This window comes from Streptomyces niphimycinicus, assembly GCF_018883605.1.
GTDB classification, from domain to species: Bacteria; Actinomycetota; Actinomycetes; order Streptomycetales; family Streptomycetaceae; genus Streptomyces; species Streptomyces niphimycinicus.
In genome coordinates, this window is record NZ_JAHLEM010000615.1 from 1 (window position 1) to 13,546 (window position 13,546).

The 13,546-nt window shown below is 72.9% G+C and carries 11 protein-coding genes; 8 read left to right on the forward strand and 3 right to left on the reverse strand.

Annotated features, from left to right (window positions below; all coding sequences use genetic code 11):
• The 4 genes from KN815_RS37790 to nudC all read left to right on the forward strand — a co-directional run.
• Window positions 1-934 (forward strand): RecB family exonuclease (locus KN815_RS37790; RefSeq protein WP_216346356.1); only part of this gene is annotated, 934 nt, incomplete at its 5' end.
• 146 nt (window positions 935-1,080) lie between these two features.
• On the forward strand, window positions 1,081-4,734 hold the full coding sequence (locus tag KN815_RS37795; RefSeq protein ID WP_253209479.1) for an ATP-dependent helicase: 3,654 nt from the start codon (window positions 1,081-1,083) through the stop codon (window positions 4,732-4,734).
• Window positions 4,735-4,788: 54 nt separating this feature from the next.
• Window positions 4,789-6,192 (forward strand): dipeptidase, encoded by a 1,404-nt coding sequence (locus KN815_RS37800; RefSeq protein WP_216346358.1) that lies wholly within the window; start codon window positions 4,789-4,791, stop codon window positions 6,190-6,192.
• Between the two features lie 51 nt (window positions 6,193-6,243).
• Window positions 6,244-7,179, forward strand: a complete 936-nt coding sequence (nudC, locus tag KN815_RS37805) for an NAD(+) diphosphatase (protein WP_014054755.1) — start codon at window positions 6,244-6,246, stop codon at window positions 7,177-7,179.
• 1 nt (window position 7,180) lies between these two features.
• On the opposite strand, the gene KN815_RS37810 is transcribed toward nudC, so the two are convergent.
• The gene (locus tag KN815_RS37810; RefSeq protein WP_014054756.1) at window positions 7,181-7,423 is read right to left on the reverse strand and encodes a mycoredoxin; all 243 of its coding nucleotides are present in this window, start codon (window positions 7,421-7,423) and stop codon (window positions 7,181-7,183) included.
• Window positions 7,424-7,569: 146 nt separating this feature from the next.
• Between KN815_RS37810 and KN815_RS37815 the strand changes: the two genes are divergently transcribed.
• The 4 genes from KN815_RS37815 to KN815_RS37830 all read left to right on the forward strand — a co-directional run bounded on the left by KN815_RS37815 (window position 7,570) and on the right by KN815_RS37830 (window position 11,057).
• Window positions 7,570-9,864 carry an ATP-dependent DNA helicase UvrD2 gene (locus tag KN815_RS37815; RefSeq protein WP_301184689.1) on the forward strand — a complete coding sequence of 765 codons (2,295 nt, stop codon included), beginning with the start codon at window positions 7,570-7,572 and terminating at the stop codon, window positions 9,862-9,864.
• 140 nt (window positions 9,865-10,004) lie between these two features.
• Window positions 10,005-10,271 (forward strand): hypothetical protein, encoded by a 267-nt coding sequence (locus KN815_RS37820; protein ID WP_078643457.1) that lies wholly within the window; start codon window positions 10,005-10,007, stop codon window positions 10,269-10,271.
• A 115-nt stretch (window positions 10,272-10,386) separates the two neighbouring features.
• On the forward strand, window positions 10,387-10,749 hold the full coding sequence (locus KN815_RS37825; RefSeq protein WP_020868576.1) for a WhiB family transcriptional regulator: 363 nt from the start codon (window positions 10,387-10,389) through the stop codon (window positions 10,747-10,749).
• Window positions 10,746-11,057, forward strand: coding sequence for a putative WhiB-interacting protein (locus KN815_RS37830; RefSeq protein ID WP_014054760.1), 312 nt, complete (start codon window positions 10,746-10,748; stop codon window positions 11,055-11,057). Before KN815_RS37825 ends, KN815_RS37830 begins: the two co-directional genes overlap by 4 nt.
• Window positions 11,058-11,245: 188 nt before the next feature.
• Here KN815_RS37830 and KN815_RS37835 read toward each other — a convergent pair whose 3' ends face one another.
• On the reverse strand, window positions 11,246-12,718 hold the full coding sequence (locus KN815_RS37835; RefSeq protein WP_216346359.1) for an ABC1 kinase family protein: 1,473 nt from the start codon (window positions 12,716-12,718) through the stop codon (window positions 11,246-11,248).
• 75 nt (window positions 12,719-12,793) lie between these two features.
• The coding region (locus KN815_RS37840) for a TOMM precursor leader peptide-binding protein (protein WP_216346360.1) at window positions 12,794-13,546 on the reverse strand (753 nt) is incomplete at its 5' end.

Sequence of the window (13,546 nt, forward strand, 5' to 3'; positions counted from 1 at the left end):
CCGGCTGGCGCGGCTCGCGGCGCTGCGCGACGAGGAGGGCCGGCCGCTGGTCCCGGCCGCCCATCCGCACCGCTGGTGGGGGCTGCACGAGCCGACGCACAGCGAGGTCCCGCTGCGCGACCGGGACCGCCCCGTGGCGCTCTCCGGCAGCGCCCTCGACCAGCTCGTCAACACCTGCTCGCTCCAGTGGTTCCTGGGGCGCGAGGTGAAGGCCGACGCGCCCTCGACGGCCGCCCAGGGCTTCGGCAACGTCGTGCACGTCCTGGCCGACGAGGTCGCCTCCGGCCGCACCCCGGCCGATCTCGCGGTCCTCATGGAGCGCCTGGACTCCGTATGGGACGCGCTCGCCTTCGACGCCCCCTGGAAGTCACGGCAGGAGAAGGAGCAGGCACGGGCGGCCCTGGAGCGCTTTCTGCACTGGCATGTGATGGAGCGCGGCGGCCGCACCCCGGTCGCCACCGAGCACTCCTTCGACGTCACGCTCGAAGCCGACGTCTATAAGGTGCGCATCCGCGGCAGCATGGACCGCGTCGAGACGGATGGCGAGGGGCGTGCCTACGTCGTCGACTTCAAGACCGGCAAGCAGACCGTGACCCGCGGCGATGTCGAGCACCATCCCCAGTTGGCGGCCTATCAGCTCGCGGTGCGCGAGGGCGCCGTCGACGACCTCTTCCAGGGCGGGCGCCCGCAGGCGGGCGGCGCGGAGCTGGTCCAGTTGCGGCAGGGCGCCGCCAAGAAGGACGGCGGCGATGACGTCCCCAAGGTCCAGGCCCAGGAGCCGCCGGACGGGGAGTGGGTGGGGCAACTGCTCGCCACCGCGGCCGGGCGCGTCCTGGACGAGCGGTTCACCCCGACCACGGGCGACCACTGCGAGCGCTGCGCCTTCCGCGGCGCGTGCAGTGCCCGGGCTGAGGGGCGCCATGTGGTCGACTGACGCATTCGCGTATCGGGCCCGGACTCCGGCGCTCGCGCATCGGGCCCGGACTGGGCTCGCGTATCGGGCCCGCACTCCGGGGCGGCCGCCCGCCGGAGCGGCGAGGGCGGCGGGGCATGTCGGTGGGCACCGATAGCCTCACTGGAGTGTCAGCCCGCATCACCGATCCCGAGGAGCTCAAGGAACTCCTCGGGATCCCGTTCACCCCGGAGCAGGTGGCGTGCATCACCGCACCGCCCGCCCCGCAGGTGATCGTCGCCGGGGCGGGCTCCGGCAAGACCACGGTGATGGCCGCCCGTGTCGTCTGGCTGGTCGGCACCGGACAGGTCGCGCCCGACCGGGTGCTCGGCCTCACGTTCACCAACAAGGCCGCCGGAGAGCTGGCCGAGCGGGTCCGTAAGGCCCTCGTCACGGCGGGCATCGTGGACCAGGACCCGGATCCGGGCGCCACCGAGGAGGCCGCGGGCGAGCCCGTCATCTCCACGTACCACGCCTTCGCCGGACAACTGCTCAAGGACCACGGGTTGCGCATCGGCCTCGAGCCGAGCGCCCGGCTGCTCGCCGACGCCACCCGATTCCAGCTCGCCGCGCGGGTCCTGCGCTCGGCCCCCGGCCCGTATCCGGCGCTCACCCGCCCCTTCTCCGACCTGGTCACCGATCTGCTCGCGCTCGACGCCGAGCTCGCCGAGCACCTCGTCCCCGCCGGGCGGCTGCGGGCGTACGACACCGAGCTGCTGCGGACCCTGGAGGGGGCGCGGCTCACCAACGAGGCGCTGCGCAAGGTGCCCGAGGCCGCCCGCGCCCGCCAGGAGCTGCTGGGCCTGGTCGAGGCGTACCGCGAGGAGAAGCGGCGCCGCGATCTGCTCGACTTCGGCGACCAGATCGCCCATTCGGCCGCCCTGGCCCTCGACCACCCGGAGGTCGGCCGGATCCTGCGCGAGCAGTTCGCGGTCGTCCTGCTCGACGAGTACCAGGACACCTCGGTCGCCCAGCGGCTGCTGCTCTCCGGGCTCTTCGGCGGCGGCACCGGACACCCCGTGACCGCCGTCGGCGACCCCTGTCAGGCCATCTACGGCTGGCGCGGCGCCTCCGTGGCCAACCTGGACGACTTCCCCGAGCACTTCCCGCACGCCGACCGCCGCCCGGCGGCGCGCTTCGCGCTCAGCGAGAACCGGCGCAGCGGGGGCCGCCTGCTGGACCTCGCCAACGGGCTGGCCGCCCCGCTGCGCGCGATGCACGAGGGTGTCGAGGCGCTGCGCCCGGCGCCCGGCGCGGAGCGGGACGGAGCGGTGCGCTGTGCGCTGCTGCCCACCCACGCCGAGGAGCTGGCCTGGCTCGCCGACTCCATCGCCCATCTGGTGCGCACCGGCACCCCGCCCGGTGAGATCGCGGTCCTGTGCCGGACGGCGGGTGACTTCGCGCTGATCCAGGGCGCCCTGGTGGAGCGGGATATTCCGGTGGAGGTGGTGGGCCTGTCGGGGCTGCTGCATCTGCCGGAGGTGGCCGATCTGGTGGCCGTCTGCGAGGTTCTCCAGGACCCGGGGGCCAACGCGGCGCTGGTCCGTCTGCTCACCGGGCCGCGCTGGCGGATCGGCCCCCGCGACCTCGCGCTGCTCGGCCGCCGCGCCCGCGCGCTGGTCTTCCACGGCGGGCCGGACGGGGCCAAGGACGATCCGGACCTACGGCTCGCCGGGGCCGTCGAGGGCACCGATCCCTCCGAGGTGATCTCCCTCGCCGACGCCCTCGACACCTTCCTGGAGGCGGGCGGCGGCCCGGACGACGGGCTGCCCTTCTCGGCCGAGGCACGGGTCCGGTTCGCCCGGCTCGCCGCCGAACTCCGCGAACTGCGCCGCTCGCTGGCCGATCCGCTGATGGACGTGCTCCACCGGGTCCTGGCCACCACGGGCCTCGAGGTCGAGCTGTCCGCCTCACCGCACGCCCTGGCCGCCCGCCGCCGCGAGACGCTCGGCAACTTCCTGGACGTCGCGGCCGCCTTCGCGGGCCGGGAGGGCGGCGCGGCCGTGGAGGGCGAGGCCACGCTCCAGGGCTTCCTCGGCTTTCTGCGCACCGCCGCGCAGTACGAGAAGGGGCTCGACAACGCCCTCCCCGGCGGCGAGAACACGGTCAAGGTGCTCACCGCCCACAAGTCCAAGGGGCTGGAGTGGGACGTGGTGGCGGTGCCGGGGCTGGTCGCCAAGCAGTTCCCGAGCGAGCAGTCCCGCGAGTCCTGGACGGCCAACGCCAAGGTCCTGCCGCATGAGCTGCGCGGGGACGCGCGGACCCTCCCGGACGTCCCCGCCTGGGACAGCAAGGGGATCGCGGCCTTCAAGGACGCCATGAAGGGGCATCAGCGGACCGAGGAGCTCCGGCTGGGCTATGTGACGTTCACCCGGCCGCGGTCGCTGCTGCTGGGCTCCGGTCACTGGTGGGGCCCCACCCAGAAGCGGCCGCGCGGCCCGTCGGCCTTCCTGGACGCGCTGCGCGAGCACTGTGAGGCGGGGCACGGCGAGGTCGAGGCATGGGCCGAGCCCCCGGAGGAGGACGCGGAGAACCCGGCCCTGCGGGAGTCGGCGGCCGACCGGGCCTGGCCGCTTCCGCTGGACCCGGCCGCGCTGCGCCACCGGCGCCGCGCCGCCGATGTGGTGCTCGCCCATCTGGCGCGCATCGAGACGGCGGGGGAGGAGCCGACCGCGCATGACGGGGGGCACCCCTCGGCCGACGGGGAGCCGTTCCCGGGGCCCATGGACGATCTGGAGCCGCTGGAGGAGCCTGAGCCTTCGGAGGCCCCGGAGTGGCCCGAGCCTCCGGAGGACCCTTACGCGGACGCGTACGGCGACGCGGCCGACGAGCCGCACGAGCCGTATGAGCCATATGAGCCATATGAGGACGAGCCGTACGGCGATGGGCCACACGTCGATCCTTACGGCGCGCCGGAACCCGATGTGCCGGATATCCCGCGAGAACCGGCCGAGGACGAGCTGGCGCCCGAGGAGGCCCGGCTGGCCGGTTCCTGGGACCGCGATCTGGACGCGCTCGCCGGGGAGCTGCGCCGTGCCCGCGAGACCGTGCACGAGGTGCCCCTGCCGGGGACGCTCACCGCCTCCCAGATGCTGCGCCTGGCCGCCGACCCGGACGGCTTCGCACGGGAGCTGGCCCGCCCCATGCCCCGGCCGCCGCGCCCCGCCGCGCGGCGCGGCACCCGCTTCCACGCCTGGGTCGAAGCGCGCTTCGAGGCGCTGTCGCTGCCGTTCCTGGGCCCCGACGAGCTGCCGGGCGGCGAGGAGGACGAGGCGGAGATCGCCGACGAGCGGGATCTGACCGCGCTCAAGGAGGCGTTCGCGCGCACGCCGTACGCCCGTCGCACGCCTTACCGCGTGGAGGTGCCGGTCCAGTTGACCCTGGCGGGCCGCATCATCCGCGGCCGGATCGACGCGGTGTACCGCGCGTCCGGAAGCGGCCCCGACGGTGGCCCGCGCTACGAGATCGTCGACTGGAAGACCGGCCGTTCCCAGGACGCCGACCCGCTCCAGCTCGCCATCTACCGCCTCGCCTGGGCCGAGCAGCACGAACTGCCCCTGTCGGCCGTGACGGCGGCGTTCGTGTACGTGCGCAGCGGCGAGGTCGTGCGCCCCGCCGGGCTGCCCGGACGGGCCGGGCTCGAACGCGTCCTGCTCGGGGAGCCGGGCGGCGAGACGGAGGACGTGGAGGGGGTCACGGAGGTAGACGGGGCCGGGGCCGGGGGCGCGACCGAAAGTGATCGTATCGACGCCGAAACTGTCACCGAGAGCGAGCGCTCATGAGCGCCCCGGAGACCCCCGCCCTCGTCCCGTCGCGGGCCGGATAGGCTCACCTGCATGAGCAACGCCCCGGACACGGACAACGCCGTCCGCGCCTATGTGGACGACCATCGCGCCGCCTTCCTCGCCGAACTCTCCGAGTGGCTGCGCATCCCGTCCGTATCCGCCGACCCGGCCCGCGCCGACGACGTCCGGCGCAGCGCCCAGTGGCTGAGGGACCATCTGGCCGCCACGGGCTTCCCGGTGGCTGAGATATGGGACACACCGGGCGCCCCGGCCGTGTTCGCCGAATGGCCGTCCGGCGATCCCGACGCCCTTACGGTGCTCGTCTACGGCCACCACGACGTCCAGCCCGCCGACCGCGCGGACGGCTGGCGCACCGACCCCTTCGAGCCGGTCATCGAGGACGGCAGGCTCTACGCCCGCGGCGCCGCCGACGACAAGGGGCAGGTTCTCTTCCACACCCTGGGGATACGCGCGCATCTGGCCGTGACCGGCCGCGGCGCGCCCGCGGTGAACCTCAAGCTGCTGATCGAGGGCGAGGAGGAGTCCGGCTCCCCGCACTTCCCCGAGCTGGTCCGCGCGCACGCCGACCGGCTGGCCTGCGACACCGTGATCGTCTCCGACACCGGGATGTGGTCCGAGGACACCCCGACCGTCTGCACCGGCATGCGGGGTCTCGTCGAATGCCAGATCGATCTCCATGGACCCGCCCAGGACATCCACTCCGGCTCCTTCGGCGGCGCGGTCCCCAACCCGGCCACCGAGGCCGCCCGGCTGGCCGCCGCGCTGCACGACGCCGACCGTAAGGTGGCGATCCCCGGCTTCTACGACGGTGTCGTGGAGCTGACCGACCGTGAGCGCGAGCTCTTCGCCGAGCTGCCCTTCGACGAGGCGGGCTGGCTGCGGACCGCGCATTCGCGGGCCGCGCTCGGCGAGGCGGGGTACTCCACCCTGGAGCGGATCTGGGCCCGCCCGACCGCCGAGGTCAACGGCATCGGCGGGGGCTATCAGGGTCCTGGCGGAAAGACCATCGTGCCCTCGGCCGCCCAACTGAAGGTGTCCTTCCGGCTGGTGGCGGGCCAGGACGTGGAGAAGGTCCAGTCGGCCGTACGGGACTGGGTCGCCGCCCGGCTCCCGGCCGGTATCCGCCATGAGATCACCTATTGGGGCGCCACCCGCCCCTGTCTGACCCCGCTGGACCACCCCGCGCTCCAGTCGGTCGTCCGGGCCATGGGGCGCGCCTTCGGCCAGGAGATCCGCTTCACCCGCGAGGGCGGATCGGGCCCCGCCGCCGATCTCCAGGACATCCTCGGCACCCCGGTGCTCTTCCTGGGCATCTCGGTGCCGTCCGACGGCTGGCACGCGCCCAACGAGAAGGTCGAGCTCGGCCTGCTCATGAAGGGTGCCGAGACGGCCGCCCATCTCTGGGACGATCTCGCCGAGAACGGACGGGGATAGCTCGCTCATGTACGTAGACCGCCCATTTCGCTGGGGGAGTTGGAAGCAACCGTGACCACCTGGACCGACCACGCCACCGACCGGCCGATCACGCTCGCTGCCCCGAGCGGCATCGACCGCTCCGCGCATCACCGCCTGGACGAGGCGTGGCTGGCGGCGGCGTGGAGTCACCCGACGACGCGTGTCTTCGTGGTCTCCGGCGGCCAGGCCCTGGTCGACGACACCCCGGACGGCCGCACCGAGCTCGTCATGACCCCGTCCTTCGAGGCCCCGCCCACCGAGAACCACCGCTACTTCCTGGGCACCGACCAGGAGGGCGTGCGCTACTTCGCGCTCCAGAAGGACTCCCTGCCGGGACGGATGGACCAGTCGGCACGCCCGGCCGGGCTGCGCGAGGCGGGCGCGCTGCTGTCCGAGCGCGACGCGGGGCTGCTGGTGCACGCGGTCGCACTGGAGAACTGGCAGCGGCTGCACCGCTTCTGCTCACGCTGCGGCGAGCGCACGATGATCGCGGCGGCGGGCCATATCCGCCGCTGCCCGGCGTGCGGGGCCGAGCACTACCCGCGGACCGACCCCGCCGTGATCATGCTGGTGCGGGACGAGCAGGACCGTGCGCTGCTGGGGCGCCAGGTGCACTGGCCGGAGGGGCGCTTCTCGACGCTGGCGGGCTTCGTGGAGCCGGGCGAGTCGATCGAGCAGGCCGTGGTCCGCGAGGTGGCGGAGGAGGCGGGCGTCACGGTCGGCGAGGTCGAGTACGTGGCCAGCCAGCCGTGGCCGTTCCCGTCCAGCCTGATGCTCGGCTTCATGGCGCAGGCCACGTCCTCCCTGATCCAGGTGGACGGGGAGGAGATCCACGAGGCGCGCTGGTTCTCCCGGGACGACCTGCGGGCCGCGATCGAGTCCGGGGAGGTCCTGCCTCCGTCCGGTATCTCGATCGCGGCCCGGCTGATCGAGCTCTGGTACGGCGAGCCGCTGCCGCGAGGCTGACTCAGCCGCCGACCTTGGCCTTGACCTGCGCCAGGGACGGGTTGGTGAGGGTCGACCCATCGGGGAAGAGAACGGTCGGCACCGTCTGGTTGCCACCGTTCGCCTTCTCGACGAAGGCCGCGGACTCCGGGTCCTGCTCGATGTTGATCTCGGTGTAGGCGATGCCCTCGCGGTCCATCTGCCCCTTCAGGCGGCGGCAGTAGCCGCACCAGGTGGTGCTGTACATCGTCACAGTGCCGGACATCGGTCTTCGCTCTCCTCGGGGTCGTGGTGGGCGGGCAGAAGGAGAACGCTTACCCTCCGCCGGTCATTCCCGGATTCATATGACCGGAAGGCCAGGGCTGTGGACAACCGGCACGGGGGTCCCAGGGGACCTGGCAGCATGGCGGGGTGACAGCAGCAACGTCCTCCACTCTGTTCCCGCAGGGCTCCACGCCGGGTGGCTACGCGGCCACACCGCGCGACGCCGACGCGGTGCTCGACGGGCTCGACCCCGAGCAGCGCGAGGTGGCGACGTCCCTGCACGGCGCGGTGTGCGTGCTGGCCGGGGCCGGCACCGGCAAGACTCGCGCCATCACCCACCGGATCGCCTATGGGGTGCGCGCGGGCATGCTCCAGCCCGCCAGTGTGCTGGCCGTCACCTTCACCAACCGGGCGGCGGGGGAGATGCGCGGCCGGCTGCGGCAGCTCGGCGCGGGCGGGGTGCAGGCCCGCACCTTCCACTCGGCGGCCCTGCGCCAGTTGCAGTATTTCTGGCCCAAGGCGGTCGGCGGCGAGGTGCCGCGGCTGGTCGAGCGCAAGGTCCAGCTCGTGGCCGAGGCCGCCGCCCGCTGCCGGGTCCGGCTGGACCGCAATGAGCTGCGGGACGTGACCGGCGAGATCGAATGGTCGAAGGTCACCCAGACCGTGCCCGAGGACTATCCGGCCGTGGCCGCCAAATCCGGCCGGGAGGCCCCCCGCGACGCCGCCGAGATCGGCCGGATCTACGCCACCTATGAGCAGTTGAAGCGCGACCGCGGCGTCATCGACTTCGAGGATGTGCTGCTCCTCACGGTCGGTGTGCTCCAGGAGCGGCACGACATCGCCGATCAGGTGCGCCGCCAGTACCAGCACTTCGTGGTCGACGAGTACCAGGACGTCAGCCCGCTTCAGCAGCGGCTGCTGGAGCTGTGGCTGGGCGACCGGGACAGCCTGTGCGTGGTCGGCGACGCCAGCCAGACCATCTACTCCTTCACCGGCGCCACCCCCGACCATCTGCTGAACTTCCGCACCCGCCACCCCGGGGCCACGGTGGTCAAGCTGATCCGGGACTACCGCTCCACCCCCCAGGTGGTCCACCTGGCCAACGGGCTGCTCTCCCAGGCCCGCGGCCGGGCCGCCGAGCACCGGCTGGAGCTGGTCTCCCAGCGGGAGGCGGGCCCCGACCCGGTCTACGCCGCCTATGCCGACGAGCCGGCCGAGGCCGAGGGCACCGCCCGCCGGATCCGTGAGCTGATCACCCCGGTCGAGCAGGGGGGCGGGGGCGTCCCGCCGAGCCAGGTCGCGGTCCTCTACCGGGTCAACGCCCAGTCGGAGCTCTATGAGCAGGCGCTGGCCGATGCCCAGGTGCCCTATCAGCTCCGCGGCGCCGAGCGGTTCTTCGAGCGGCCCGAGGTGCGCGAGGCGGGGCTGCTGCTGCGCGGCGCGGCCCGCGGGAGAAGCGCCGACCCGGCGCTGATGGACGCGGACATCCCGTCCCAGGTGCGGGCCGTGCTGGGCACCCGTGGCTGGACGCCCGAGCCCCCGGCGGGGTCGGGCGCGGTGCGCGACCGCTGGGAGTCCCTGGCCGCCCTGGTGCGGCTCGCCGAGGACTTCGCGGGCAGCCGTCCCGGGGCCACGCTCTCCGATCTGGTGGCGGAGCTCGACGAGCGGGCGGCGGCCCAGCACGCCCCGACCGTCGAGGGTGTGACCCTCGCCTCACTCCATGCGGCCAAGGGCCTTGAATGGGACGCCGTCTTCCTGGTCGGTCTCACCGAGGGGATGGTGCCGATCACCTACGCCAAGACGGACCAGCAGATCGAGGAGGAGCGCCGGCTGCTCTATGTGGGGGTCACCCGCGCCCGCCACCATCTGACGCTGTCCTGGGCGCTCTCGCGGGCTCCGGGCGGCCGGGCCTCCCGTCGCCCCACCCGCTTTCTCAACGGGCTGCGGCCCGGCTCCCAGGCGGTCGGCGCCCGCACCCTCGGCGGGGCCGGCGGGATCGAGCGCGGGGCGGCGGCCCCGGGCGGGGGCGGCGGGGTGCGCAGACGGCGCGGTCCGGTCCACTGCCGGGTGTGCGGCCGGGCGCTGACCGACGCGGGCGAGATGAAGCTGATGCGCTGCGAGGGCTGCCCGTCCGAGCTGGACGAGGCGCTCTATGAGCGGCTGCGCGACTGGCGGGCGGAGCAGGCGGGGCTGCTGGGGCAGCCGGCGTACTGCGTGTTCACCGACAAGACGCTGCTCGCGATCGCCGAGGCCGTTCCGGAAACCGAATCGGAGCTCGCCCGCATCGCCGGTGTCGGACGCCGCAAGCTCGACCGGTTCGGGGGCGATGTTCTCGCGCTGTGCGAGGGGCGGGAACTGCCCTCGGCGGTCGACGGCGAGGGGGACGACGGTGCCGGGGGAAGCCATTCGGGTGACCCTCGGCAAAACTCGACGGAAAAATAGTTTGCGCGCGTGGAGGCCGTACCCATAGCCTTCCGAGCACGGAGACAACGGCCCTTCCAGGAGCCGAGGATTCCGTGTTGTACTGAACACCCGGACTGGTTTCGATCGGTCCCTGAGACGCCGAGAGGAGGCGAAGACCAGTGATCAGCTTCATCAACACCATCAAAAAGGCCGATCGATCGGTCGTCGCCACCTGCCTGCTCGGCTCCGCGCTTCCTGGCACCGGTATGCCCGGCGTCGATGAGGCGCGCCTCAGTGAGCGACCGATCCAGGCACCTGCGGTAACGGCAGTGGCACAGGCAATGGCCTATGCCTTTGCGGCCAATGGTGCCGAATCCCGGACGACGCAGCAGCACCACAAGACGTGGGCCTTCCGCAGGCTCGAACCCTGGAGTTATCCAGCCTGATCCAGGATCAGGTCGGCACCTTCCAGGGCCGCGGAACCCACACCGGGATCCGCGGCCCTTTTGATTTGCCAGAGCCCGGCCACCAGCCGGACCAAAGAGACGAGGACCACACACCGTGCAACTCAACGCACACGCCCCGTCCGCATCGACCGACCTGAACCGACCGCCTGACTCCTCGGAGGACTCCTTGACCCCGCTCACCGCCCTCACCGAACTCGATGAGGCCATCGAGAACCTGGGTGTAGCTGTTCCGTGCCGTTCGTACGACCCGGAGGTCTTCTTCGCCGAGTCCCCGGCCGACGTCGAGTACGCGAAGTCGCTGTGCCAGACCTGCCCGCTGCGTGAGGCATGCCTCGCCGGTGCCAAGGACCGTCGCGAGCCCTGGGGCGTCTGGGGCGGGGAGCTCTTCGTCCAGGGCGTGGTGGTGGCCCGCAAGCGGCCGCGTGGCCGCCCGCGTAAGAACCCGGTTGCGGCATGAGCACCACCGGCACCATCGATCGCCCAGCGACGCACGACCCCATGAAGCAGGTCCCGACGATGACCCCACCGGTCTCCGACACCCCAGCACCCGAAACCTCCGGCGCGCCCGAGTCGCGCCAGAACAGGAACCGAGAGATGCAACTCATCCAAGAAGCCCTGGCGCGTGCGCATATGCACGACCGGCTTCAGGAGGCAGAGTCCGAACGGCCCGCCGCTCGACTCGCGGCCGCCCGCCGGATGCAGCGCCGCGCGGAGCGTGCCTCGCTCCGCGCCCGTCGCGCCCTGGCCATGGCGCTCATGCAGTGACCACCGGGTGCGGCACCGGCCGGAGCCGGGGCTGACATCAACACTCACTGACGGGTCATACGCCGACCCGTCGCGTGACCACAGAGGGCCGGTCCGATCGGACCGGCCCTTTGGCTACCCCGAAGCGCCCACGCTCCGGGGCGGCGCCGCCCGGCGGCAGAGGCCCGGCCGCCGGGCGGCGCGCGGGCTCAGGCCGAGGTCTCCGCGGCCTCGGACTTCTCCCCGGCGCCTTGTGCGGCACCCGCTCCGGCTTTGGCGGCTTCTCCGGCTCCGGCGGCTTCTCCGGATTCGGCGCTTTCTTCGGCGCGGTCCTCGGACTCCGGGGCATCGGCGAAGCCGGGGACCCATGCCTCGAGTTCATCCCGCAGCCGCACCGTGGCGCCCAACTGGCACAGCACCCCGATGGTGCTCAGGGTCACCCGGTGGATCAGCAGATAGGCGGGCGGCAGATTGAGCTGATTGCCCAGCTCATAGACGGGGGAGTGACGGTCGGCCATCCGCGCCGCCTGGCTGCGCAGCCACTGCCGGTCGAAGACGAACGCGTCGACCTGGGCCGGTTCGAGCATCGGCAGCAGAAAGTCCAGCAGGTCGTCCGGGTCCATCTCGATCGTCGGCTTGACGAAGCCCTCCCCGCGCATCAGCTCGTAGACCCCCATGGCATCGCCCTGGAGCGCCATGCGCAGTGCGATGCCGATGGGCTCCGGAAGCCCTTCCGGGAGCCGGTTCACCGAGCCGAAGTCCAGCACCCCCAGCTTCCACCGCTCCGGCGGGCCGTCCGGGGCGTCGCCGGTCAGCAGCCGGAAGTTTCCCGGATGCGGATCGGCGTGCAGCAGCCCGGTGCGGGACGCCCCCGAGAACAGAAAGCGGGCCAGCAGTTGCCCGGCGCGGTCCCGCTCCTCCTGGGTGCCGTCGGCTATCACCTCGGAGAGCGGTATCCCCTCCAGCCATTCGGTGATCAGTATCTGATCGCTCTGGTGCACCACCTCGGGCACCACGATCTCCGCGTCCTGGGCGTACTCCTCAGCGTGGGCCCGCTGGGACGCCGCCTCCAGTTCGTAGTCCAGCTCCTCGGCGACCCGCTCGCGCAACTCCGCGATCAGCGGCTTGATGTCCAGCCCCGGCACCAGCGGCCCCAGCACCCGGGCGAACCGGCTCAGTTGGTTGAGGTCGGACAGCAGCGCCTCGCCCGCCCCCGGGTACTGCACCTTGACCGCCACCACACGCCCGTCGTGCCAGACCGCCCGGTGCACCTGCCCGATCGAGGCGGCCGCCGCCGGCTTGTCCTCGAACTCCTGGAACAGCTCCGGCCAGTCCGGGCCCAGCCGCTCCTCCAGCGCCGCGTGGACCGTGCGGCTGGGCATGGGAGGGGCCGCCTCCTGGAGCTTGGTCAGGGCCGCCCGGTAGGGCCTGGCTATCTCCTCGGGCAGCGCCGACTCGAAGACCGACATGGCCTGCCCGAGCTTCATGGCCCCGCCCTTGAGCTCACCGAGGACCTTGAACATCTGCTCGGCGGTGCGCTGCTGTACCTCGCGCGCGACCATCTCCGCCGGCCGTCCCCCTATCCGCTTCCCGAGCCCCCACGTGGCGCGCCCCGCGAATCCCAAGGGCAGCGCCGCCAGTTTGGCGGTACGGGTGATCGCCTTGCGCGGCAGATCGGTCATGCGCCCCTCCAACTACAGCCGTGCCATCCCGGAGGGTGGCCCCCGGGCCCCCGTCGCCCACTCCACGGACGTGGGTCACCCGGACATTGTCGCGTGCGGTGCCTCTGCGGCCGAGGCATATACGGCATCCTCCTCCCCGGCCGCTCCGCAGCCGCAGCCGGGATGTGCTACGACCGGACGCGCCTCCCAGACGAGGGAGGGAAGCGCCAACTCCCACCGGACCCCCGCGCCCCCGGAAGGCCGGCCGTCGAGGAAGGCCAGCGCCTGCACCGCGGTGAGCCCCGCCACCACCATCGCCAGCGCCGCGTCGCAGGCCGGGGCGGTCCGCCGCCGCCCGGACCGCCACTGCGCGAGCATCCGCGGCCAGACGGGCTCCCGCTCGGCACGGCCCGCCGCGGCACAGCCCGCACAGGGCGTCATACCCGGCACCACCAGCGGCCCCACCACCCCCGTCGCCTCGAGGACTCCCGCATAGAGATGGGGTGTCCCGGAGGCGAGCAGCGGCTGGGCGGGCTCCGGATCCGGTGCGTACGCGGCGAGGCCGTCACGCGGGGCGATCACCACAAGCGCCAGACCGGGCTCTCCCGAGGGGGTCCGCTCCTCTGTACAGGTCCGCTCCCGCGCCGCCCGGCGCGGGAGCGGACCGGGCGCGGTCTGTCGCACCACACGGCGCGCGGCCATATCCCGGCGCTCCCCGATCTGCTCGGCCGACAGCCCGCCGGGAGCCACATCCCAGGGCTCGACGCGGCCTCCGTCCACCACATCGACCCGGCCCACCCCCGAGCCCGACAGCGCCGCCGCGACCGCCGCCCCGACCCGGCCGGCGCC